27 protein-coding genes and 1 pseudogene are annotated in these 20,105 nt (G+C 43.0%); 7 read left to right on the top strand and 21 right to left on the bottom strand.

From position 1 onward, the window contains the following. Positions 1–13: 13 nt before the first annotated feature. Complete coding sequence (locus PFZ69_RS12020; protein WP_270181323.1) at positions 14–322, bottom strand: hypothetical protein; 309 nt, start codon at positions 320–322, stop codon at positions 14–16. Positions 323–514: 192 nt separating this feature from the next. Between PFZ69_RS12020 and egtB the strand changes: the two genes are divergently transcribed. Together egtB and egtD are read left to right on the top strand one after the other, a co-directional pair. After that, complete coding sequence (gene egtB, locus PFZ69_RS12015; RefSeq protein ID WP_270181322.1) at positions 515–1,798, top strand: ergothioneine biosynthesis protein EgtB; 1,284 nt, start codon at positions 515–517, stop codon at positions 1,796–1,798. Beyond that, on the top strand, positions 1,795–2,760 hold the full coding sequence (egtD, locus tag PFZ69_RS12010) for an L-histidine N(alpha)-methyltransferase (RefSeq protein WP_270181321.1): 966 nt from the start codon (positions 1,795–1,797) through the stop codon (positions 2,758–2,760). The genes egtB and egtD overlap by 4 nt, the downstream gene beginning before the upstream one ends. A 51-nt stretch (positions 2,761–2,811) precedes the next feature. Here egtD and PFZ69_RS12005 read toward each other — a convergent pair whose 3' ends face one another. Genes PFZ69_RS12005 through PFZ69_RS11995 form a run of 3 tightly spaced genes read right to left on the bottom strand, consistent with a single transcriptional unit; the run spans position 2,812 to position 4,380 of the window. Then, positions 2,812–3,369 (bottom strand): AAA family ATPase, encoded by a 558-nt coding sequence (locus PFZ69_RS12005; protein ID WP_270181320.1) that lies wholly within the window; start codon positions 3,367–3,369, stop codon positions 2,812–2,814. Next, positions 3,366–3,818, bottom strand: a complete 453-nt coding sequence (locus PFZ69_RS12000; protein WP_270181319.1) for an NUDIX hydrolase — start codon at positions 3,816–3,818, stop codon at positions 3,366–3,368. The genes PFZ69_RS12005 and PFZ69_RS12000 overlap by 4 nt, the downstream gene beginning before the upstream one ends. 4 nt (positions 3,819–3,822) lie before the next feature. Continuing rightward, positions 3,823–4,380, bottom strand: coding sequence for a GNAT family N-acetyltransferase (locus tag PFZ69_RS11995; protein ID WP_270181318.1), 558 nt, complete (start codon positions 4,378–4,380; stop codon positions 3,823–3,825). A 123-nt stretch (positions 4,381–4,503) separates the two neighbouring features. Between PFZ69_RS11995 and PFZ69_RS11990 the strand changes: the two genes are divergently transcribed. Next, positions 4,504–6,288: a M3 family oligoendopeptidase gene (locus tag PFZ69_RS11990; protein ID WP_270181317.1), complete on the top strand. Its 1,785-nt coding sequence runs from the start codon at positions 4,504–4,506 to the stop codon at positions 6,286–6,288. 256 nt (positions 6,289–6,544) lie between these two features. On the opposite strand, the gene PFZ69_RS11985 is transcribed toward PFZ69_RS11990, so the two are convergent. Beyond that, a complete protein-coding gene (locus PFZ69_RS11985; protein WP_270181316.1) occupies positions 6,545–6,916 on the bottom strand; it encodes a VOC family protein in 372 nt (123 codons plus the stop codon). A gap of 137 nt (positions 6,917–7,053) precedes the next feature. Here PFZ69_RS11985 and PFZ69_RS11980 point away from each other — a divergent pair, with 137 nt between their 5' ends. Continuing rightward, positions 7,054–7,278 carry a hypothetical protein gene (locus tag PFZ69_RS11980; RefSeq protein ID WP_270181315.1) on the top strand — a complete coding sequence of 75 codons (225 nt, stop codon included), beginning with the start codon at positions 7,054–7,056 and terminating at the stop codon, positions 7,276–7,278. Here PFZ69_RS11980 and PFZ69_RS11975 read toward each other — a convergent pair. The 9 genes from PFZ69_RS11975 to PFZ69_RS11935 form a co-directional block, all read right to left on the bottom strand. Continuing rightward, positions 7,275–9,734 (bottom strand): bifunctional diguanylate cyclase/phosphodiesterase, encoded by a 2,460-nt coding sequence (locus PFZ69_RS11975; RefSeq protein WP_270181314.1) that lies wholly within the window; start codon positions 9,732–9,734, stop codon positions 7,275–7,277. The genes PFZ69_RS11980 and PFZ69_RS11975 overlap by 4 nt on opposite strands. Before the next feature lie 348 nt (positions 9,735–10,082). Continuing rightward, positions 10,083–10,334 (bottom strand): hypothetical protein, encoded by a 252-nt coding sequence (locus PFZ69_RS11970; RefSeq protein WP_270181313.1) that lies wholly within the window; start codon positions 10,332–10,334, stop codon positions 10,083–10,085. 40 nt (positions 10,335–10,374) lie between these two features. After that, on the bottom strand, positions 10,375–10,821 hold the full coding sequence (locus tag PFZ69_RS11965) for a hypothetical protein (protein WP_270181312.1): 447 nt from the start codon (positions 10,819–10,821) through the stop codon (positions 10,375–10,377). Between the two features lie 8 nt (positions 10,822–10,829). Then, complete coding sequence (locus tag PFZ69_RS11960) at positions 10,830–11,078, bottom strand: hypothetical protein (RefSeq protein ID WP_270181311.1); 249 nt, start codon at positions 11,076–11,078, stop codon at positions 10,830–10,832. Between the two features lie 84 nt (positions 11,079–11,162). Next, positions 11,163–11,570 carry a carboxymuconolactone decarboxylase family protein gene (locus PFZ69_RS11955; protein WP_270181310.1) on the bottom strand — a complete coding sequence of 136 codons (408 nt, stop codon included), beginning with the start codon at positions 11,568–11,570 and terminating at the stop codon, positions 11,163–11,165. A 186-nt stretch (positions 11,571–11,756) separates the two neighbouring features. Continuing rightward, positions 11,757–12,683: a helix-turn-helix domain-containing protein gene (locus tag PFZ69_RS11950; RefSeq protein ID WP_270181309.1), complete on the bottom strand. Its 927-nt coding sequence runs from the start codon at positions 12,681–12,683 to the stop codon at positions 11,757–11,759. A gap of 207 nt (positions 12,684–12,890) precedes the next feature. After that, positions 12,891–13,421: a chromate transporter gene (locus tag PFZ69_RS11945; RefSeq protein WP_270181308.1), complete on the bottom strand. Its 531-nt coding sequence runs from the start codon at positions 13,419–13,421 to the stop codon at positions 12,891–12,893. Next, positions 13,418–13,978 carry a chromate transporter gene (locus tag PFZ69_RS11940; RefSeq protein ID WP_270181307.1) on the bottom strand — a complete coding sequence of 187 codons (561 nt, stop codon included), beginning with the start codon at positions 13,976–13,978 and terminating at the stop codon, positions 13,418–13,420. The genes PFZ69_RS11945 and PFZ69_RS11940 overlap by 4 nt, the downstream gene beginning before the upstream one ends. A 26-nt stretch (positions 13,979–14,004) precedes the next feature. After that, positions 14,005–15,615: a gamma-glutamyltransferase family protein gene (locus tag PFZ69_RS11935; RefSeq protein WP_270181306.1), complete on the bottom strand. Its 1,611-nt coding sequence runs from the start codon at positions 15,613–15,615 to the stop codon at positions 14,005–14,007. A 205-nt stretch (positions 15,616–15,820) separates the two neighbouring features. On the opposite strand from PFZ69_RS11935, the gene PFZ69_RS11930 reads away from it, so the two are divergent. After that, positions 15,821–16,288: an Lrp/AsnC family transcriptional regulator gene (locus tag PFZ69_RS11930; protein ID WP_270181305.1), complete on the top strand. Its 468-nt coding sequence runs from the start codon at positions 15,821–15,823 to the stop codon at positions 16,286–16,288. 9 nt (positions 16,289–16,297) lie between these two features. On the opposite strand, the gene PFZ69_RS11925 is transcribed toward PFZ69_RS11930, so the two are convergent. Beyond that, the gene (locus tag PFZ69_RS11925; protein ID WP_270181304.1) at positions 16,298–16,576 is read right to left on the bottom strand and encodes a hypothetical protein; all 279 of its coding nucleotides are present in this window, start codon (positions 16,574–16,576) and stop codon (positions 16,298–16,300) included. 247 nt (positions 16,577–16,823) lie between these two features. Further along, positions 16,824–16,892: pseudogene (locus tag PFZ69_RS21030) on the bottom strand (YjcZ family sporulation protein); the annotation flags it as partial. Between the two features lie 207 nt (positions 16,893–17,099). Here PFZ69_RS21030 and PFZ69_RS11915 point away from each other — a divergent pair. Continuing rightward, positions 17,100–17,339, top strand: coding sequence for a hypothetical protein (locus tag PFZ69_RS11915; protein WP_270181302.1), 240 nt, complete (start codon positions 17,100–17,102; stop codon positions 17,337–17,339). A gap of 188 nt (positions 17,340–17,527) precedes the next feature. Next, complete coding sequence (locus PFZ69_RS11910; RefSeq protein WP_270182026.1) at positions 17,528–17,614, top strand: YjcZ family sporulation protein; 87 nt, start codon at positions 17,528–17,530, stop codon at positions 17,612–17,614. A gap of 132 nt (positions 17,615–17,746) precedes the next feature. Here PFZ69_RS11910 and PFZ69_RS11905 read toward each other — a convergent pair whose 3' ends face one another. The 5 genes from PFZ69_RS11905 to PFZ69_RS11885 all read right to left on the bottom strand — a co-directional run bounded on the left by PFZ69_RS11905 (position 17,747) and on the right by PFZ69_RS11885 (position 20,102). Further along, positions 17,747–18,220, bottom strand: a complete 474-nt coding sequence (locus PFZ69_RS11905) for a DUF4489 domain-containing protein (protein WP_270181301.1) — start codon at positions 18,218–18,220, stop codon at positions 17,747–17,749. Beyond that, positions 18,217–18,750: a DUF4489 domain-containing protein gene (locus tag PFZ69_RS11900; protein ID WP_270181300.1), complete on the bottom strand. Its 534-nt coding sequence runs from the start codon at positions 18,748–18,750 to the stop codon at positions 18,217–18,219. The genes PFZ69_RS11905 and PFZ69_RS11900 overlap by 4 nt, the downstream gene beginning before the upstream one ends. Beyond that, a complete protein-coding gene (locus PFZ69_RS11895) occupies positions 18,747–19,235 on the bottom strand; it encodes a hypothetical protein (RefSeq protein WP_270181299.1) in 489 nt (162 codons plus the stop codon). Before PFZ69_RS11895 ends, PFZ69_RS11900 begins: the two co-directional genes overlap by 4 nt. Positions 19,236–19,331: 96 nt before the next feature. Continuing rightward, complete coding sequence (locus tag PFZ69_RS11890) at positions 19,332–19,538, bottom strand: hypothetical protein (RefSeq protein ID WP_270181298.1); 207 nt, start codon at positions 19,536–19,538, stop codon at positions 19,332–19,334. A gap of 102 nt (positions 19,539–19,640) precedes the next feature. Then, the gene (locus PFZ69_RS11885) at positions 19,641–20,102 is read right to left on the bottom strand and encodes a GNAT family N-acetyltransferase (protein WP_270181297.1); all 462 of its coding nucleotides are present in this window, start codon (positions 20,100–20,102) and stop codon (positions 19,641–19,643) included. Between the last annotated feature and the right edge of the window lie 3 nt (positions 20,103–20,105).

The raw sequence follows: 20,105 nt of genomic DNA, 5'->3' as shown, positions 1-20,105 counted from the left end.
CATCACCATCCTCTTATCTCGAATCCCGCTTCCCTATCCCAACCGCTAATCCAATGAAAATATACGCAAACGAAAGAATGATCATCTCAAGAAATCCAATTCCGAAGAGCATCGGTCCTTCATTATGGCCATCGGTGTAATAACCACCACCAATCATATACATGCCAACAAGAAGATAAATCATTACAGAAATCGAGATGAGAATCTTCCCAGAAAGCGCGAACCGGTATTTCATCACGACCGTCGATAATACAACAAGATAACCGATTCCTAACAAAAGCAACAAAATAGGAATATACATTGGCTCATATACATCATTCATACTGTTTCTTCACTCCATCCAAGTTTGGCAATTCCCACTTTATTATTCCAAACTTATCCAACTAGAGCAACAGAATAATAGATTATCGCACATCACACTTGAAAAACAGGATTTTTAAGAGACGGTGTGTAATTGTAAGAATGCAGGAAAGTATTTGCTTTGATAAACCATAACCGATTCGAGGAGGAACACATGTTACAACACATTGAATCCACTGAGTTACGAAATCATTTGCGAAAGTCTTATAGAGACGTTAGAGAGATGACGATGAAGCTCGTTCAACCACTCGAAACAGAAGATTATGTGATCCAGTCGCACCCTGATGTCAGCCCTCCTAAGTGGCATATGGCACATACGACATGGTTTTTTGAGACATTTATTTTAAAAGACTACCGTGAAAACTACGTTTCCTTTCATGAGGAGTTTGAGTATTTGTTCAACTCCTACTACGAAAGCGTCGGCAGCTTCTTTCCGAGACATTCAAGAGGACTATTAAGTCGACCAGGCGTTGAAAAGGTAAAGCAGTATCGGTCTGATATCGATTCCGAGATCTCTCTATTGATTGAAGAACTCGACGAAAAGAAATTACGTGAAATAGCGAATTTAATTGAAATCGGACTGCATCATGAGCAGCAGCATCAGGAACTTCTTATGACGGATGTTAAATACAATTTCTCGATCAATCCGTTGAAGCCAATTTACCTTGAACTCGAAACGACCACAAAAGACGTAGCACCTCCGCTCGAATGGGCACGTTTTGAAGGTGGACTTTTTGAGATCGGAATCGATGAAGGAGAGCGTTTTTCGTTCGATAACGAACGGCCGGTACATAAGGTTTGGCTAAACCCGTTTGAACTAGCGACAAGAACGGTTACGAACGGAGAGTTCCTTGCTTTTATAGAAGACGGCGGGTATGAACGAGCTGAATTCTGGCTGTCAGACGGCTGGGCAACGGTAAAGAATCAACAATGGAAGGCACCGCTTCATTGGGAAGAGCGAAATGGAGAATGGTACACGTTCACACTGCATGGCTTCGTTCCCCTTAACAAAGAAGATCCCGTCACACACGTCAGCTACTATGAAGCAGAAGCATACGCAAGCTGGGCAGGGAAACGTCTTCCAACTGAAGCGGAATGGGAAGTTGCCGTCCGAGATCAACCGATTTCAGGAAACTTTGTTGAAGACGGTATCTATCATCCAGTCGCCTCTATTAAAGACGACGAAGGCCAGATCAAAAAAGCGTACGGCGACGTGTGGGAGTGGACGAAAAGTCCATACATGGCGTACCCAGGAAACAAACCTCTAGACGGCGCGCTCGGTGAATACAACGCAAAGTTCATGAGCAGTCAGATGGTACTGCGCGGCGGGTCTTGCGTTACATCTGCGTCTCATATACGTCCAACGTACCGAAACTTCTTCGGACCTGACAAACGCTGGCAGTTTACAGGCATTCGCCTTGCAGGAGACCAGACATGATCAACGCGAGCCTCCGAATCATCGACCAGCTCACTACACAGCCCGATCGTTTTCATGAAGCTCTCGAAGGCTTAACAGCACAAAAGAAAACCCTGCATCCTAAGTTTCTCTATGACCAGACGGGATCAGAGTTGTTCGAACAGATCACGAAGCTTGAAGAATATTATCCTACTCGAACAGAACTCTCGATTATGGAAGAATCGCTCGATGAGATGATGCGTCTCATCGGAACGGGTTCCACAATCATCGAGTTTGGTAGCGGCGCGAGTCGAAAGATCCGTCTGTTGCTCGAGTCAGGTTTGATTTCTGAATACGTACCGATCGACATCGCAAAATCGTTCCTTAAGGAATCTTCAGAGCAGCTTGCTTCTGATTATCCTAACGTCGATATTACCGGAATCGTGGCCGACTATACCGGAGAGCTGAAGCTCCCTCAAGAAATCCTTGATCCTTCAAAGAAAAAAACCGTCTTCTTTCCAGGCTCGACGATCGGAAATTTTGAGAAAAAAGAAGCGGAAAGCTTTCTATCAACTATCGCGAATCTACTATTGCCAGGAGATGGGTTACTGATCGGAGTCGATACAAAGAAAGATCCTTCCGTTCTCCATGATGCTTATAATGATAGAAAAGGTGTGACATCACGTTTTAACCTCAATATGCTTGAACACTTAAACCGTGAGCTCGACGCCGATTTTAACCTCGATACGTTTAAACACTATGCGTATTACAACGCGCCGATGGGACGGGTCGAGATGCATCTCGTCAGCATGATCGAGCAGACCGTTACGATTGGAGACGAAACGATTCCTTTCAGAGAGCATGAGACGATTCATACCGAGAACTCCTATAAATATAGTATCGATGAGTTTAAGAACCTCGCATTGCGTTCAGGGTTTCTGTCTGAAGCGATCTGGACAGATGACGATCAATTGTTCAGCATCCACTATCTTAAGGTTGAATAACTTCTCAATCTAGTAAAAGAGAGCGAATCACATCGATTCGCTCTCTTTTCTCTATAACATGAACCGTTCCTTTATCATACGTGCCACTTCTTCTGGTTTCAGGTTTTCATTATTGATCCGAAGATAATGCTGTTGATCGATCTCACCTTCATACGAATTTAACCTGTTTGTCTTCAACGTTTCAAGCAGGTTGTGTTCAGATTGTTCGATGTTTCTTTTCGTAGGCTTTTGTTCAAGACGATATGGAGTACGGTTACGTTTTAACCGTTCTTCAACATTCGCTTCTAATTCTACGAAGTATAGCTCTGCGCCTTCTGAGGTAAAAATAGTACACATCTTCTCCACACTATCCCAATCCTTCTTCTCATCAAACGCCCATACGTATGTAAAAATCATGCCATATTGCTCGCTGCGCGCGAACGTTTTAAATATCTCCTCGCGAAACAATGATGAGAGTCGCCACATTTCTGAACTGAACCCAAATAGCGGCGCGAGTGGATCGATGGTCATATGGTTATGAAAAAGTTTCAGTCCCGTTAGCTTCGCTAACTCAGCTCCGACCGTCATTTTCCCAACGGCCTGCGGTCCGAATATCAAGACAAACTTCATACGCCGCTCTTCCGTACATACGTTTCGATGTAATGACGGTACTCATTCGTTAAACCATCTGGGAGATTCTCTACGGAAAAGTAGCGCATGTCTAAGGACTCCGACTCATCCATCGTAATCGTACCCTTAACATCCCTCGTTACATAAACCGCTGTGACCGAATACAGTTCATCACCGTTTGAAACCTTGAGGTAATAATCCGATCCCGAAAAGACATCCACGAGCTGCAGGCTCCCTACCGTTAATCCGGTCTCTTCTTTCACTTCTCTTCTTGCAGTTTCTTCAAGACTCTCACCGAGTTCCATAATGCCACCAGGCAGTCCCCATCCTCCATCTGTTCGATGCTGAAGCAGCAGTTCATCCTTATCATTAAGGATAATCACAACAGACCCAGGTAAGATGAGCGGTCTATGACCTACGAGCTCTCTTAATTCTTTTACATAATCCAATGATTTACCTCCTTCCGCGACTCCATTCCTTATTCAAGATCGCATACAAATATTCGCTTCCCCACTCACCTTTAAACCAGATGTTTTGAACAAAATGACCTTCTCTTCTCATTCCGAGGTTTTCTAATAACCTTACCGACCCTTCATTTTTCACATCCGAAACAGCGAATGCGCGGTGCTTCTTAAGGTCTACAAATAAATAGTCTAAAAGCGTTGTTAACGCTTCGTAAGCATACCCTTTTCCTTGAAACTTGCGTGCTAGTGTAAATCCGATCTCAACCTGACGTGGATCTTCTGCTAAAGGATGCACAACGCAATCTCCGATCAAATCATTCGTTTCCATGAGCTCGAATGCAATTTGATAATACTCACCGGGTGCATCGAAACGAGCATTCGCCATCTCTTCAAAGAACGCGATGCCATCTTCTTTCGTATAATCGTCCCACGATTGATATCGCGCGACGTCAGGATCAGCGCGGTACGCGACGAACTCATCGAGATCGGACTCTTTGAATGGTCTTAATGCTAATCTTGCACTTTGAATCGGACTAAATTCTTTCATACTCTCACCTCACACCTTCATTTTACACTACATACAAAACTATCATAATTTTCTCTCAAATACATGAATTTTTTTCCTTTTTCTAGTAACCTAGTACGTAGAGTGAAAAAAGGGGGATTATCGTTGGAACATACATTAACAAAACGATGGGATTTAGACAGTATTTATCCAGGTGGAAAACACTCAGACAAACTACACCAGCACTTCAATGAACTAGAGAGCGAGATACCAGTTTTAATCGATCAGATGCATTGGCCTCTCCCTACGAAAGAGATTGAGCAGCTTTTACAAAAGGTTCAACACATCATCTTGAAGGCTTTTCAAATCGATGAGTATTGCATTTGCCTTTCTTCACAAGATACACATGATCAAGAATCAATGAAATTAACGGAGCGAAGCACGAAGCTTCAAACGAAAGTGAAAAAGTTAAAAGCGGAGCTTGATGGCTTGTTCTCGAAACTAAACAAAGAAGAATGGCATCAGTTATTGGAATGTGATTCGCTTCAATCCGTTAAGCCTTACCTTTTACAGAAAAAACAAAGCAAGAAGCTGCCACAGTCAATTGAAAATGCGATCAACACGCTCTCGATTAACGGCATTCATGGTTGGGAAGATCATTTCGAACAGCTTTTATACAAGCTAGAAGTGCCTCTTTCTGAAGGAGATGAAACGAAGAATCTATCACTATACGAAGCATTCATCCAATCTCATTTTGATCAAAACCGGGACAAAAGGGAATCTGCTAGTAAAGCGATCCGTGAGGTGTTCGAGCAACAAAAAGATACCTTTGCGTCGATCTTCAATCACTTTGCTGGGTTTCGCCTCGATACATACGCTTTAAAAGGCTACGAAAAGACGCAAGCTGAATTCTATGAAAAGAATCGGATCGGCGAAGAAGCGATCACAAGCATGATGAATGCTCTTCGAGAACACAATGAGAAGGAACAGCGTTTTTTACAAAGAAAAGCGGAGCTTATGGGCCTTGAGAAACTCAGTTACTACGATATAGACGTCCCGTACTTTTCTTCGAAAGCAAGCATCGACTATGAACAAGCGGCAGAAATCGTGAAAAAGCAGTTTCATCTGTTTAGTGAGGATATGGGGAGGTTCGCAGAGCGTGCGTTTGATGAACAGTGGATCGATTCCGAGAAGAGGAAGACAAAGAATTTTGGTGCATTCTGTGCCACAATGCCGCTAGAGGATCAAAGTCGTATCCTGCTTTCTTTTAACGGTGATTATCAAGATGTCGTAACGCTAGCACACGAACTCGGGCATGCTTATCACAACTCGATCCTACAAAAGGAAGAGGCATTTTCACAAGAAACCGGTTCTGCCCTTGCCGAGAGCGCGTCAACGTTCGCTGAAAACCTTGTTCTAGACGCTGCCATCCAACATGCCGAGAAAGTCAAAGATCAACTGTCACTTCTCGAAATGAAGATTACGAATGGAAATAAATACATCTCTAACATCCCTTACACATTCGACTTTGAAAAGCAGTTTTATGAAAAGCGCAAATTAAACAAGCTCAGTGCTGACGAGCTTTCAGACCTTATGGTTGAAACGGAAAAGCGCTGGACAAATCATGCGTTAGCGGAATACAATCCATACAATTGGATGACGATTTCACATTACTACTCTCCTGAAAAGCCGTTCTACACCCTTTCGTATACGGTAGGATACCTTTTCAGCAACGGAATCTACGTACAATCGAAGCAAGAGAGCGAAGGTTTTTCCGACGAGTATGTAGAGCTTCTTCGACACACAGGTAAAATGTCGATCGAAGAGCTAGGCGCAACGTTTCTTAACGAGGATCTTACTAAAAGTGAATTCTGGAAACAGTCTCTTCAACCGATCAACGACGCAATCGATCAGTTTATCGAACTAACAGATAAGTATGTAAAGGAGTAACTCCGGCAAAAGAAGCCCCTATGCGAGGGGCTTCTTTCATTCTAGTTACGACGCACATTCTTATCATAAAGCGATACCCCCCATAGAGAGGCAATCCCAATGAAAAAAATACCTAACCCTGCAAAAAATGCACCGATGTATAACAAGCCCATCTACTCAACCTCCTATTGGAGTAGCTTTTTTAATAAACGTGCAAATGAAAAGCAGTTCGCAAAGGATACCGCGTACGATATACCTTTTCTGAACTGCTTAGAATTTATCGATGCTGATCGAGAAGAATTGGATTTCCATCAGGATCTTCGAGGGTGATGCTTGCAGGACCTTCACCAGATTCATCCGCTTCAGAAATCAATTCGATGCCGCTTTCTTTCAGATGCTTCTGCAACTCGCGGATATCCGTGAAGGAATCCAAGTTCTCCGCATTTTCATCCCATCCTGGATTGAACGTGAGGATATTCTTATCGAACATGCCCTGAAATAAGCCGATGATGCAATTTCCATTCTTCATGATGAGGTAATTATGAGACATATCTCCGCCCATGTCACTAAAGCCAAGTTTCTCATAAAATGCCTTTGACTTCTCAAGGTCTTTTACCGTTAAACTGATCGAGAATGCTCCTAAATTCATAGTTCCTCCTTATGTAATACGTATTTTAACGATGGTTCACTTCCACTTATTCAATAAAAAGACCGCTACTCCTTCTTGTATTTAGACATGCACCTATTCTTCCACTTTCAATAAGATGATGTGAAGGAGTGTTGCCTATGCCTTGGCATCAGAAGATTCAATATTTAATCGGTCACCCTGTTGGTATCTCATTAACGAATGGCCAAGGGACGTCTGGCGTGTTATGCGGTACGTCACAAGGTAAAGTGTTAGTGATGGAATATTTGTATCAAGCCCAATTCGCCCTGAAACAATACGATTTTTCGATGATTCAGGATATCAATGGTTTTCCACCTTGTCAGAACCAACAGCCGTTATATTAACTGGAGGCCTCTTGATTGAGAGGCTCCTTTTGTATGTTTAAGCTCAATTCCTTTTTAATAAACTTCGCTGCGATCTGATGCTGCGGCAAAGGCGGACTACACAGATACCCCTGATACTCATGGCATTTACTTTCAATGATCTTATTCAACTGCTCAGGCGTTTCAATACCTTCCGCGATCACATTCAAACCAAGCTTCAGAGCCATATGCACGATTGTCTCCACAACTGCCTTGTCCCTTTGATTCTCATGAATGGCCTGCGTGAACGATCGATCGATTTTCAATGTATCTAATGGGAAATCTTTTAAATAACTAAGAGAAGAATAACCTGTTCCAAAATCATCAAGTGATAGCTTGACGCCCATCATTTTCAAACGATGCATGGTAGGAATTGCGCGTTCAGGTTCTTGGACACTACTTTCTGTTAGTTCAAGCTCCAAATAAGATGGATCTAAATTGGTTTCTTTCAAAGTCGCCTTGACGATGTCAGGAAAGTTTGGTTGTTTAAACTGGATGGCAGAAATGTTCACTGAAATATGAGTCAATGTATGATCGTCATCTACCCATTCCTTAAATTTAAGGCAAGCTTCCCGTAGGATCCACTCTCCCATCGGAATGATTAAGTTTGCTTCTTCAGCGAGAGGAATAAATTCTCCTGGTGAGACGAGACCGAGCACAGGATGATTCCAGCGAACGAGTGCTTCAAATCCTATAACCTTCTGTGTGGCCACATTGACCTGCGGTTGATAATAGACTTCCAGTTCTTCTCGTTCGATCGCCTTACGAAGGCCTGTTTCAATCATCATTTTCCTTGAAATCACTTGGTCGAGCTCGTTCGTAAAAAAGGAATACTGATTCCCGCCTTCCTTCTTCGCTTCATACATAGCGGTATCCGCATGCTTTAACAACGTGTCCGCATCCGTACCGTCCTTGGGATATAAGCTGATGCCAACAGATGTTGATGTATAGAGTTCTAAATTATCGATAAAGAAAGGTTCAGCGATTGCTTGAATGATTTCCTTCGCAACGTTTCTAACCTCATCCTCACTCGTTTCCGTTAATACGATCACGAATTCATCTCCGCTTTGTCTTGCTAATAAATCGTTTGAAGTGAGGCAAGACTGCGTTCGCCTCGCAACCTTTTTTAAAAAATGATCTCCAACGCGATGACCATAAACATCATTTATTTGCTTAAAACGGTCTAAATCTAAAAACATAACAGCGATGGTTTGAGCACGATCAGCTGCTTCTTCAATACATGAAGATAAGTGATCATACAGCATCCTTCTGTTTGGCAAATGCGTTAAGTCGTCACGATAGACGAGCTCTTCAATTCGCTTTTGGCTTTCGATTCGTTCCGTGATATTTCGAATGATTCCTGTAAAGTAAACATTCGCTCCATCTTTGATCGTTGATAAAGAAAGTTCGATCGGAAATGCGCGGCCTGATTTATGTATACCTTCTAGTTCTACGGTTTGACCTGTTCGTTCATCGTTTCCCTCTCCCTGATCCTGGTGCGCATTTTGAAAACCAGTTGGCAAGATTTTCTCAAGAGGTGCCTCGATGACTTCCTTCGAATGATACCCAAAAATTCTCTCCGCAGCTTTATTCCAAGATAAGATGTTCCCATCATGGTCAGCAGTTATGACGGCATCATTCGCGGATTCAATGATCGAACGATGCATACGGTCAATAATCGCGAAACGATGATTGCTATCTTCAATCCTTGCCTGGTATTTAATGACGATGACCGTAAACGCCATGATTAATAAAACGCCACCAACGACTAGATAGCCTAATGTATCTTGATCGATGCTTGAATCCATTTGAGGAAGAATAGCTACGCTCATTCCGTCGAAGGAAGCCGCTGCCATCCCTGTATAATGCATCCCTGTGATCGCGACTCCCATGACGCACGCACTCGTCCATAGCCTCCACTTGCAACTAGCTGCTTGAGCATAAGAAAGAAAAAGTTTTAACGCAGTATAAGAAGCAATAAATGCAATACAGACAGAGAGTGCTACTAACTTCCCATTGTATGTAATGGCTGCTGGCATCTGCATCGCAGCCATCCCAATATAGTGCATCGAAATGATCCCCATTCCGATAAGACCAGAACCAAGTAAATAGGTACTCGTTTTATTAACCTCTATACTGATCACGTAAAACGCGATCGCACTTGAGACGATGGAGAAAAGAATACTGATGGACATCAATAACGGGTCGTAGGTTACCGTCATGTGGGTGTCATAAGCGAGCATTCCCACAAAATGCATGGACCAAATCCCAGCACCCAGCGTAAAACTCCCTATCGATACCCAAACGATACGATCGTTCCCTTTCGAACCTAGCAAGCGGCTCGCAATATGTAACGATGTAAAAGCAGATAGGACCGCAATTGCGAAAGACAATGATACCAACCAAACATTATACTGACTAAACTGATCCCCCATCATCCATCTCTCCCTAATCCCTAACGACGTTTTTCGATATGTTGTAACCAACCTAACTCCCTTATAAGATGGATGAACGTTCTCCCCTTGTAGGTTGCTAGTAGTTAATCTTATCATTAGTTTTGTATAACGACTATTTTGTAGGTGAAGCAAATGTGTTTTCATCCGTTGACGAATCTTCCAATAGGACGATTGGAACGGTCCTTAACACAAACACTCACCAACCCATATTCTACCATACTAAAGCATACAAAAATGCCCTGTATTGATATACAGGACATTTTACATACGTACGCTAAACCCTTACATGACGGGGTTCGACATCAATCGAGCTAAAACGGGTGGTACCTGTCACCTGAAGTACAGAGCAACCGATGTCACGATTAGTCCAAAAGCAAACATAATTCCTCCAGCGACTATAAAGTTGTTGATAAAGCCCTGGACAGCAATATGGTAATACTCCATATTTGCCCCTCCTTCTTCAGCTAACCAGTTCTCAGCTATCTCTGTACCGAAATCCACACTAAAGAAAAGCATGATGATGCCAATCAATCCTACTAATGAACCTAAAATCAAGGCAGCTCGAAGCTTATCTTGATCCATCGTATACCTCCTAACTTGTCATCGATCACATACCCGAACCCTAGAGTGAATGCTGTATAACGTCCTTAATGTCATTGATGCTCCCAACCAACGTTAAAGTAGGAAATAGCATAAATGCCCCTGCCTGAAGCAAGCTCCTTTTAAGGGAACGCCTTCTAATAAAGTCGATTCCTGCCCAAAAAATCGCCACGGTCACCGATGTGAAGAAAAAGAAATAGTCTTGTGGCAGTTGATCGATTCGCTCACTCAGGAAAGTAATCTTCCACTCATTTTCTTCTTCCGGGCGGTAGGTGATCTCTTCATCTTTCATTCCCATTATTGTATAAGTTTGTAGGGTCGCTTTGTCTTCTGTTGATTCTATCAATTCGTAACCATTAGGTGCGAACCCAACCGGATATGCAATAAAATAAGACACTGAAACCGCAATAATTAAAAATCCTATGTAGAAAAGAACAAGCCTGATTTTCTTTAAGACATCTTCACTCATGTTTCACCTCACATGCTATCTGACTCACAACAACACTCATACTCTTTGAACGTAAATTCTCTATGTAACGTGATGTTTTTAAAGTCACTCGTCTCTGACTCATACACTCTTACCAATGGAGCAACATCTTGCTTCGCGAAATCCTTTACCTGAGCTTCCATTTCTGTCGGCAAATCAATAGGATACTCATTCATATCAATAAATAAATCATTGTGTTCACAAACATCATAGGTCACAGCAAGGTAATACTTTTTCATAATGTCTCTTCCTCATTTTTAATAGTTTTGTAGACCGCAACACTGTTTTCACACCACAGTTCGCGAACCTTGTCCACTCTTCGTTTAAGGCTGCAATTTCATTAACGCTCCGAAGTGCTGTTGAGCAGTGGTGAAGCAGATAAACGCGAAGAGCTCGCTTATCTCTTCCTCAGAAAAAGACTCCTTTAATACATTGATTATGGAGGAAGACACATCTCCGTTTTGTTTTAAGTATACTTCAGCAAAGCCGGCCGCAAGAGAGGTTTTCTCATCGAAAAGGGATGGATCTGGTTTCCCTTTCGCTTTACAATATTCGCAGCCATTCTGTTGAGCCAACGTTCTTCTTACTTGTTCTTTTAACGTTGAAGTAAGGACACCATCGTTTTCAAGTTCATCTCCTAACGCTGACCATGCCTTCATCACATCAGGATTATGTCCTAGAAGCTTTTGGAACGGTGTGTTCCCTACATCAGATTTTTGTATGATCGCCATCTTCATCACCTATAAGTTCAGTTTATCTTTCAACCACATTTTACCATAATCAAGGATTCTTTTATGAATAAAATAGGAAGTAACCATTAGCAATCTACCAAACTCAAAAAATTACCCTGTGCTAATGCACAGGGCAATAAAACTAGTCGACACCAATCGAGCTAAACCGGGTGGTACCTGTCACCACTACTTCCTCATTCGTTCCTCGATGGCAGTTAGGTCGATGAATGGCATGATCGCATTCACTTCTTTTAAGCCTCCATTCGCTATAGCTTCTAACGCAATACGATTTAACAGCTCTTTCTTCAAGAATGGGGCGATTGCTGTGATGGAGTCCACTCCATTTATTTCAACACTCCTCTTCGCAAGCTCACTCAAAGCTGCTTCACTCATAAATGGTGCGAGTGCCGGTAAGTGTTGTACGCCGCGTAATTCGTATTCCCTTCTAGCACACTCGTCGATAAACTCTTTGTTTAAAAATGCGGCGACCGATGATAATGTCTTTATCCCTTTATGCTCAAGTTCTTTCCCTGCTAATTCCTCAAGAATCTCCAGGCTTACAAATGGGACGATTGAAGTGATCGAATGAAGACCATCCTGTTCAAAACCCTTTACGGCAATGTAATCAATCGTTTCATCACTTAAATAAGGCGCAACAGAAGACAACCCTTCAAGACCACTAGATTCCATATGCTTCTTTACGAGCGTATCGATAGACGCCTGGCTAATATAAGGGGCGATATGAGAGATATCATCTATTGAAAATTCACTGTTTAGCTGCTGATACACACTCTCTGCTTGATCTGTCGTAAGAAGAGGTGCTGCATTCAACAACTCTTCTTTTTCCACCGAGTGTATGATGAGGGTGTCACTTTCAGCAATAGTCTTAACTAGTTCCGTTCCAATATCCCCTTGCAAAATGTGATCGATTGTAACACCAAACTCACTAGCCAGCTCAGGAAGTTTTGAGATATCAGGCATCGTTAGCCCTCGCTCCCAGTTACTGATCGCTTGGTAACTTACTCCTAACCTGTCTGCTAGTGCCATCTGAGTTATGTTGCTTTCTTTCCTTAAAAACGCAATTTGCTTTCCTACCTTCTTCATGTCGAACATATGAATCACCTCTTTGATTAGTATAGATTCATCGTATCGTTTTCATAGAGGTCTGCCTATCAACTTCTGCTTGAGTGATAGACGTTACATAACTCAACTAGAAATTGAGTAGTATTGAAAAAGAGACGATAGAAACAAATATGGAGGCTCTCAAGATGAGAACCTCCTTCAATCCGACATTCTTTGACTAAAACCGGGTGGTACCTGTCACCCTAAGAACACGGCGCCATATACAAGGGAGCCCACGATTACGAAGGCAGGGTGTACCTTCATCCGTTCCATCAGTATGAAGCTGGCGGCGATGAGAAAGATCGTTTGCAAGAAGCCCGCTCCTTCGTAAGAGCTTGCAAAGAATTGAAACGCCATAACGCCGAGTAGGATGGCAATCGTAGGTCTGATGAGCGCTGTCATCAGCTTGACCTTCGGTGAATCCTTAAATTTATAGAGGATGCTCAATAAGACGACCATTAAGATGAGCGACGGAGCAACCGTCGCGAATACGCCTACGAACGCACCGAGAACGCCTCCCTGTTGAAAACCGATATAACCTGCCATCTTTGTCGCGATTGGCCCGGGTAACGCGTTCGCCATCGCGAGCATCTCACTGAACTCGTTCACACTCATCCAACCGAAGCGTCCGACTACTTCATTTTCGACGAGAGGGATCGAAGCAGGGCCTCCACCATAGCCAAGAATCCCTGGTATGAAAAAGGCGACGAAGATTTCCCAATAAATCATGACTCATCCCCTCCTTCTTCATCCTTCTTTGAAGGCTTAAGAAGCGCATAAAGCAACAACACTCCGATGACGAGTCCAGGGTGAACGCCTGCGATTTCAATTACTACAAACGAAACGAACGTCATCACTAACGTAAGGACCCACCCCAATTTCCCCTGTGCTTTACGAAAGAAGTCATACGTTAATACGGCAAGCATCACACCGACAACAGGAACAACCGCCTGCGTCATTCCCTCAACCCAGGCTTTGTCACGGAAACTGGACAAAAAGGTTAAGAGGACGATCATGATCGTGATCGTTGGTACGATCGTTGCCAGAACGGCATTCATCATTCCGGTGATTCCGGCAACGCGGTGACCGATGTAGCCGGCCATCTTCGTTGCGATCGGCCCAGGTAGCGAATTACCTAGAGCTAGAATATCCGCAAACTCATCATCACTAAGCCATTTATACTTTTCGACCACTTCTTTATGCACAAGAGGAATAGAAGATGGCCCGCCTCCATATCCAAGCATCCCCACTCTAAAAAAGGCTAGGAATAGCTGCCACTGTTTCATGAAGTACCACCTTTCTACTTCTCGCGTTAGTAAGCTGCGATTGAACCATCTGTTCGAGATTCGGTTCCACCGTACAGTGTACCAGTTTGGTGGTCGCGCCAAATAATTTGCCCTCTTCCAAACGCACCTTTTTCGAGCTGAACGTCGATCTCGTGCCCTTTTCTTCTTAGTGATTCCGCAAGGTATGGTGGGAATGTAGATTCAACCCATACCTTCTTCCCTTCTGTCCATTGCCACCTCGGGGCATCGAGTGCAGCCTGTGGATTTAAATGAAAGTCGAGTAGATTTGAAACGACCTGTACATGACCTTGCGGCTGCATAAAGCCACCCATGACACCAAACGGTCCGACGGCATTCCCATCCTTCGTAAGAAATCCTGGGATAATCGTGTGGTACGTACGCTTACCGCCTTTAAGCGCGTTGTCGTGCTCTTGATCCATAGAAAAATTATGCCCACGATTTTGCAGAGCAATTCCTGTACCTGGTACGACCAACCCTGAACCGAAGCCCATATAGTTACTTTGAATGAAGGACACCATATTGCCTTCTGAATCAGCCGTCGATAAATAAACCGTTCCTCCTTTTGGCGGCTCTCCTGGTGCTGGCATCAGCGCTTCGTCATTGATGAGCTTCCTACGTTCATCACCATACTTCTTTGATAACAACCCTTGAACTGAAACCGACATTTCACGTTGTTCTGTGATATATTTCTGTCCATCTGCAAATCCAAGCTTCAGCGCTTCGATCTGCTTATGGTATGTTTCCACCGAGTCTTTATGATTGAACTCGAATCCGTTCAAGATATTAAGTGCAGATAGTGCGATCAACCCTTGGCCGTTTGGAGGGATCTCCCACACATCATAGCCCTTATAGTTAACAGAAATCGGGTCAATCCACTCTGGTTTATATGAAGCGAGATCATCCTTCGTGAGGTATCCATCATATTTTTTTGAAAAAGATGCGATCTTATCAGCAAGTTCACCTTTATAAAACGATTCCGCGTTCGTTTCGCCAATTTTTCTTAAAGTGTCTGCGTGACCTTGAGACCTCCACACATCACCTACTTCAGGTGCTCTACCATTCGGTGCAAACGTTTCGAACCAATGCTCGAACTCTTTATCTGTCAGCGTTTCTCGAAACTGTTCGAACGCGTTCTTCCAGAACTTCGCTAATACCGGTGATAACGGATATCCTTCTTCTGCATAGCGTACTGCAGGTTCGAGCGTCTCTTTAAGAGAGAGCTTTCCGAACTCGCGAGATAGCTCAGCCCATGTTCCCGGAGCTCCCGGAACGGTGACAGGCATCCATCCATACTTTGGAATTTCATCATAGCCTCTACTTTTTAAGGAATCGATTGAAATCGATGCTGGCGCAGGACCGCTCCCGTTCAGACCGTAAAGTTTTCCTTTCGTCCAAACAAGCGCAAAAGCGTCACCACCGATTCCGTTCGATGTCGGTTCAACAACAGTAAGCGTTGCAGCCGTTGCAATCGCAGCATCGATCGCATTGCCCCCTTTTTTCAAAATATCCAGACCCGCTTGAGCTGCAAGTGGCTGAGACGTTGCGACCATGCCTTTGTTGGCGACGGTCGTCATTCGTTGAGATGTATAAGGATGGTGAAGATAGTCGGTAGTCATCGTTAATAAGCTCCTTTCATTCTCTGTTTGCTCATTCACTTATTTTCAATTTGATTATAGTTGTTCATATATCTATACTTTTTGTTAATCAAATATGTTATTTTAATTAACAAACGGATACTCCCAATTATAGATGAAATGTTTTGAAAATTGAATCCTTTTTTATAAAATGGTCGTTACAAAAATCGAGTTAGGATGTGAAACGATGAAAGAGGACGGTAAGCTCAAGATCGATGACATCGATAAGCGAATCATCGAACTGCTCGTAGCGGATGGCCGTATGTCTTACGCGGACATCGGAAAAGAATTAGACCTCTCCCGGGTCTCGGTGAGGTCTCGTGTGAATCAGCTTATGGAATGTGGGGTGATCGAGAAATTTTCATGTGTGGTAAACAGTGAAAAAGTAGGTAAAGGGGTGTCAGCCTTTTTCGAGGTGGATTGTGAACCGAGGGCGCTCGTTGAGGTGGCAGAAAACCTGGCAAACAATCCATATGTTGCGAGCTGTTACCAGATGACTGGACCAAGCACCCTTCATATGCACGTACTTGTACAGGATTTCATTGAATTGGAGTCGTTTGTAAACAATGAATTATATGCACTTGAGGGAATTACAAGAGTGGAATCGCATATCTTGCTGAGAAGGTTTAAGAGCAGGAGTGGATTAAAGTTATAGTTTATGCCTTTAAACAGTAATTGCTTTTTTGTTTTTATCTCTTTTTAAACAAATCTCTATGTAAAGATGGGTCATGGTGTAAGAAAGTGTTTTCTTACTCAAAAGGATATCAGGCGATCTCCATATCGTTCGATAAAAATCTGTTATCGTTGCCTCGATTACCGCTTCATCGAATCCCATGTTTACGGCGATTCGATAGAGATGGGTATCATATTGATCATAGAGGAGTGTTAGTGCGTCCTTCTCCTTATTCATGATGCGCGTGATCAGATCAAGATCTGAAATCATTTTTACTCCTCCTAGGTACCGAATACTTTGATAAATTCCCTATTCCGAAAAACTCAAACTAAAGATATTTGAATTCAAGGTTTTTTTATATAAAAAGAGGGCGCCACTGGCACCCTCTTTTTGTACGGACCTTTTTGTATGTTTGGTCCGATTCTTCCGGCGATTAGTAGCCGTATCCGCCACCGTATCCGCAGCCTTTTCCATATGCAGGCGCTACATTGTTACATCCATAAGCACCGCCAAGTGCAGCTGCACCTACGATGATTAGAAGGATAAACAATACAACGATCAAAGCAAAGCCTTTTCCAGCTCCACCTCTGTAAGCTCCTTGAACATCACACTTTTCACTCATTCTGATTCCCCCCTTTTCATTTCTTTACAGCGTATGAAATGGGTGAATGGTTTGTTCGGGCACTCAGCAAATTTATATTTTTAATTGAATACCGGCTACCCGTCCATGCGAATGATGGCTTGGTTACATAAACTAGTACCGAATACTACGAATTATAGAAGAGGTGAAATTATGTCTTATCAAGATCATTTCGGTAGTAACGTTGGCAGATGCGTAGAAATTCGCTGTCATGATGGAAAAGTACATCGCGGATATGTTGATCACTGCGACAACAACCACGTCTACCTTCGTCCATTAGACGGCGGAGACAGTGGTCCAGGGTATGGAAGCTACTTTTTCTTCGGTGCTGCTCTTATCGCAGTAGCATTCGCTTCGATCGCTGCTTTTAGCTACGGACCTTTCTTCTGGTAATCTAGAAGTAGCCTTTAGTAGATTAGATAGACCTATTCGTCGCACCCCTCACCTCCCGGATCAGGATCCGAGAGGTTTCTTTTTTTTATAAAACTAGTTTTAGCTTGTCTTCACATCTTTCAAACTTCTACATAATCTAGTAGTAAGAGAGGGAATTTCCTCTTATTTAGGATTTGGGAGGGATATTCATGTCAGGATACAACAAAAACTTCGCGTTGATCGTGGTATTGTTCATTTTGTTGATCATCGTTGGTACTGCTTACTGTAAATGGTAAGATTTCATAAAGTGAAGGCACCTAAATAGGTGCCTTCATTCGTATTGAATATAGTAGGGAATTTCGTTTCGCGGATAAAAACTCGTTTTAGCGGATATAATTTGATATTCGCGGATATCCATATCCTTTACGCTAGCGTTGATCCATTCCACTCATCACAATGGCTGAAAACTCCTCATCATCGATCACAAAACGCACGTTATTCGTCACGATTTCAACGAGCTGCATGCGATACATAACTGGACTAGAAAAATGATTGCAATCGCAGTTGTTAAAGACAATCGGTTCGATCGTCTTCGTACTCGGAACATCAGTCGGAATAATTTCAGCACCTTCGAACTGCCATTCTTCGAGTACGGTCGTCTTCTTTGTGGCTTTCGGTGTTCTTACCAACTGGAAACGGAGGCTAATAATAGGCTCAATACCCTCAGTAACGAACCTTATATTCAACGAATAATTCAATAGCACGCAAGGAGACGAAACGGTGCGAGGATTCACCACAACTTTTGCGAGCGTGATCGGTGGATTTTTTCTCGAGAGCTCAGAAGGAATTTTTTTATTAAGAATCTCACCGCACGCTAATGTTGGAATGCCAAATTCCTTCATATCCTTTCATCCTCCCTTTTAATCGGGGCAGGAAAAACGAGTCCCGTCATGCTCTTGTTCGTAATATCGTAAAAGGATGATTTCGATACATTTGCTTTTACAAGAAAAAGTGTATACGTACACGTCCTCATCGGCGGATTCTCATCACAAAAATTGTAGACGAGCGGCTCCTTTATATCAGTAGGAGATGGCAGCTGCCTTTGAAACGAATACTCTCTTAACGGTACTTTCATTGAGGAACATTCACGGACCAGACGAAACACAAGGTTGTTGAATGCCCCAGCTTCTCTTAGAGCTGATGTGATAAAACAAGAGAAATTAATAAGAACATTTGTAGGTAGCGAACTCTTCACAGTGATCGATACACGCGTTAATGGTACAGGTCGATCATCTTGAGAAAGTTCAAAAGGTAACACTGGATTAAATACTTTCCCGCAAGCAATAAAAGGGTTTACGTATCGTTGCTCTTCGGACTTCACGTTTGGGACAGGCTTATACGACTTAACAACTGAAGGACGCTTTTTTCTCATCGAGCTCCCTTCCTTTCATGCTGAGACTCACCTGTGATGGCAGTCGCAGTAAAGCTTTGATTTTGAAGACGATAGCTCCGAACGCCATTCGTCTCAATCTCAATGATTTGAATGTGATATACGAGCTTCCTTCTTCCCTTCTTCAAGCAATCACAGTTATTGAGAACCGTCGGTTGTATCGCATTTATATTTCCGAACCCCACTCGATCGGTAGCATCGTATAGAAACTCCCATTCTTGTAAAATTTGTGCGTCTCTAACCCCTACTCTAATCAGTCGGTAACAAATACGCAGCTTCGGATTCAATCCGAATAGCGTAAACTGGATAAACTCTGAATACTTTGTTAGCACACAAGGGGTTTGTATCGATTTCGAATCGACGAAAACCTCGGCAATGGTGATCGGAGGCTCACTTCGATCAAGCTGTTCTGGCAAATCCGGAGCGAACGTTTTTCCGCAAGTTAATAAAGGTAGTCCACTTTTCAATAAAATTCCCACCCTTCATCGATACGCTATTACTATCAGCCTATGCGAAAGGTTAAGGGCTTTACGACTATATTGATGCAAATAAAAAGAACTTCCCTAACAAGGCAAGTTCTGATTAGTGCGATGGATTCGATTTCGTCTAACTGCGAAGACGATCGCAGTGACCTGACTCGCGAGTGCCAATAGCCAACCGATCACAGATGAGAAAGGAACAATGTCACTTAATGCCATACCACCTGCGATGAAGGCAGGTGCGAGCATGAGGAAGAAAATTGTATAGTTACGGTTCTTACTTATCGTCATACAAAAACAGTCTCCTTTCAATCTTGAGTTCCAAAACCGTTGTCGTACACTGAACTATCCGCTGGGCTGCTCTAATACTGTAAAGTGTTTCCACCGTTAGCCTCAGCACTCATAACGCATCTTCAAAAATTCATATGTACTCCCATTCGTATCCTGCATGTACGTTTCTACATCTTGAAAGCCTAGCTTTCGATACAACGAAATCGCTCGCTGATTAAAGGTCGCTACAGCAAGCGTGATGTATTTTGGTTCATATGTAGATTTTACGTAAGAAATGCCAGCCTCCAAAAACGCTTTTCCATGTCCTCTTCCAGTAAGGTCTGGCCTCATCCCTAATCCGATGTCGATCGTGTCAGCAATCTCGTTCGCACTAAAGAACCCGATCAGTTCATCGTTATTCGTCACAGCGTACATCGATTCTCCCCGCGCATTTGGATCAAGGAATTCAGCAAGATCCTCTTCATCTGCTTCCATATCATAAAAGGCGTACTGCCCATCATAGTGCCAGTTGCGCGCGATTTCCTCAGCTTGATTTTGTGTCATCACGATAAATTCGTAATTCATTTA

Source organism: Alkalihalobacillus sp. CinArs1 (assembly GCF_947387515.1).
Classification (GTDB): domain Bacteria; phylum Bacillota; class Bacilli; order Bacillales; family Guptibacillaceae; genus Guptibacillus.
Note: the sequence above shows the minus strand (reverse complement) of the source record. Positions and strands in the feature narration are given on the sequence as shown.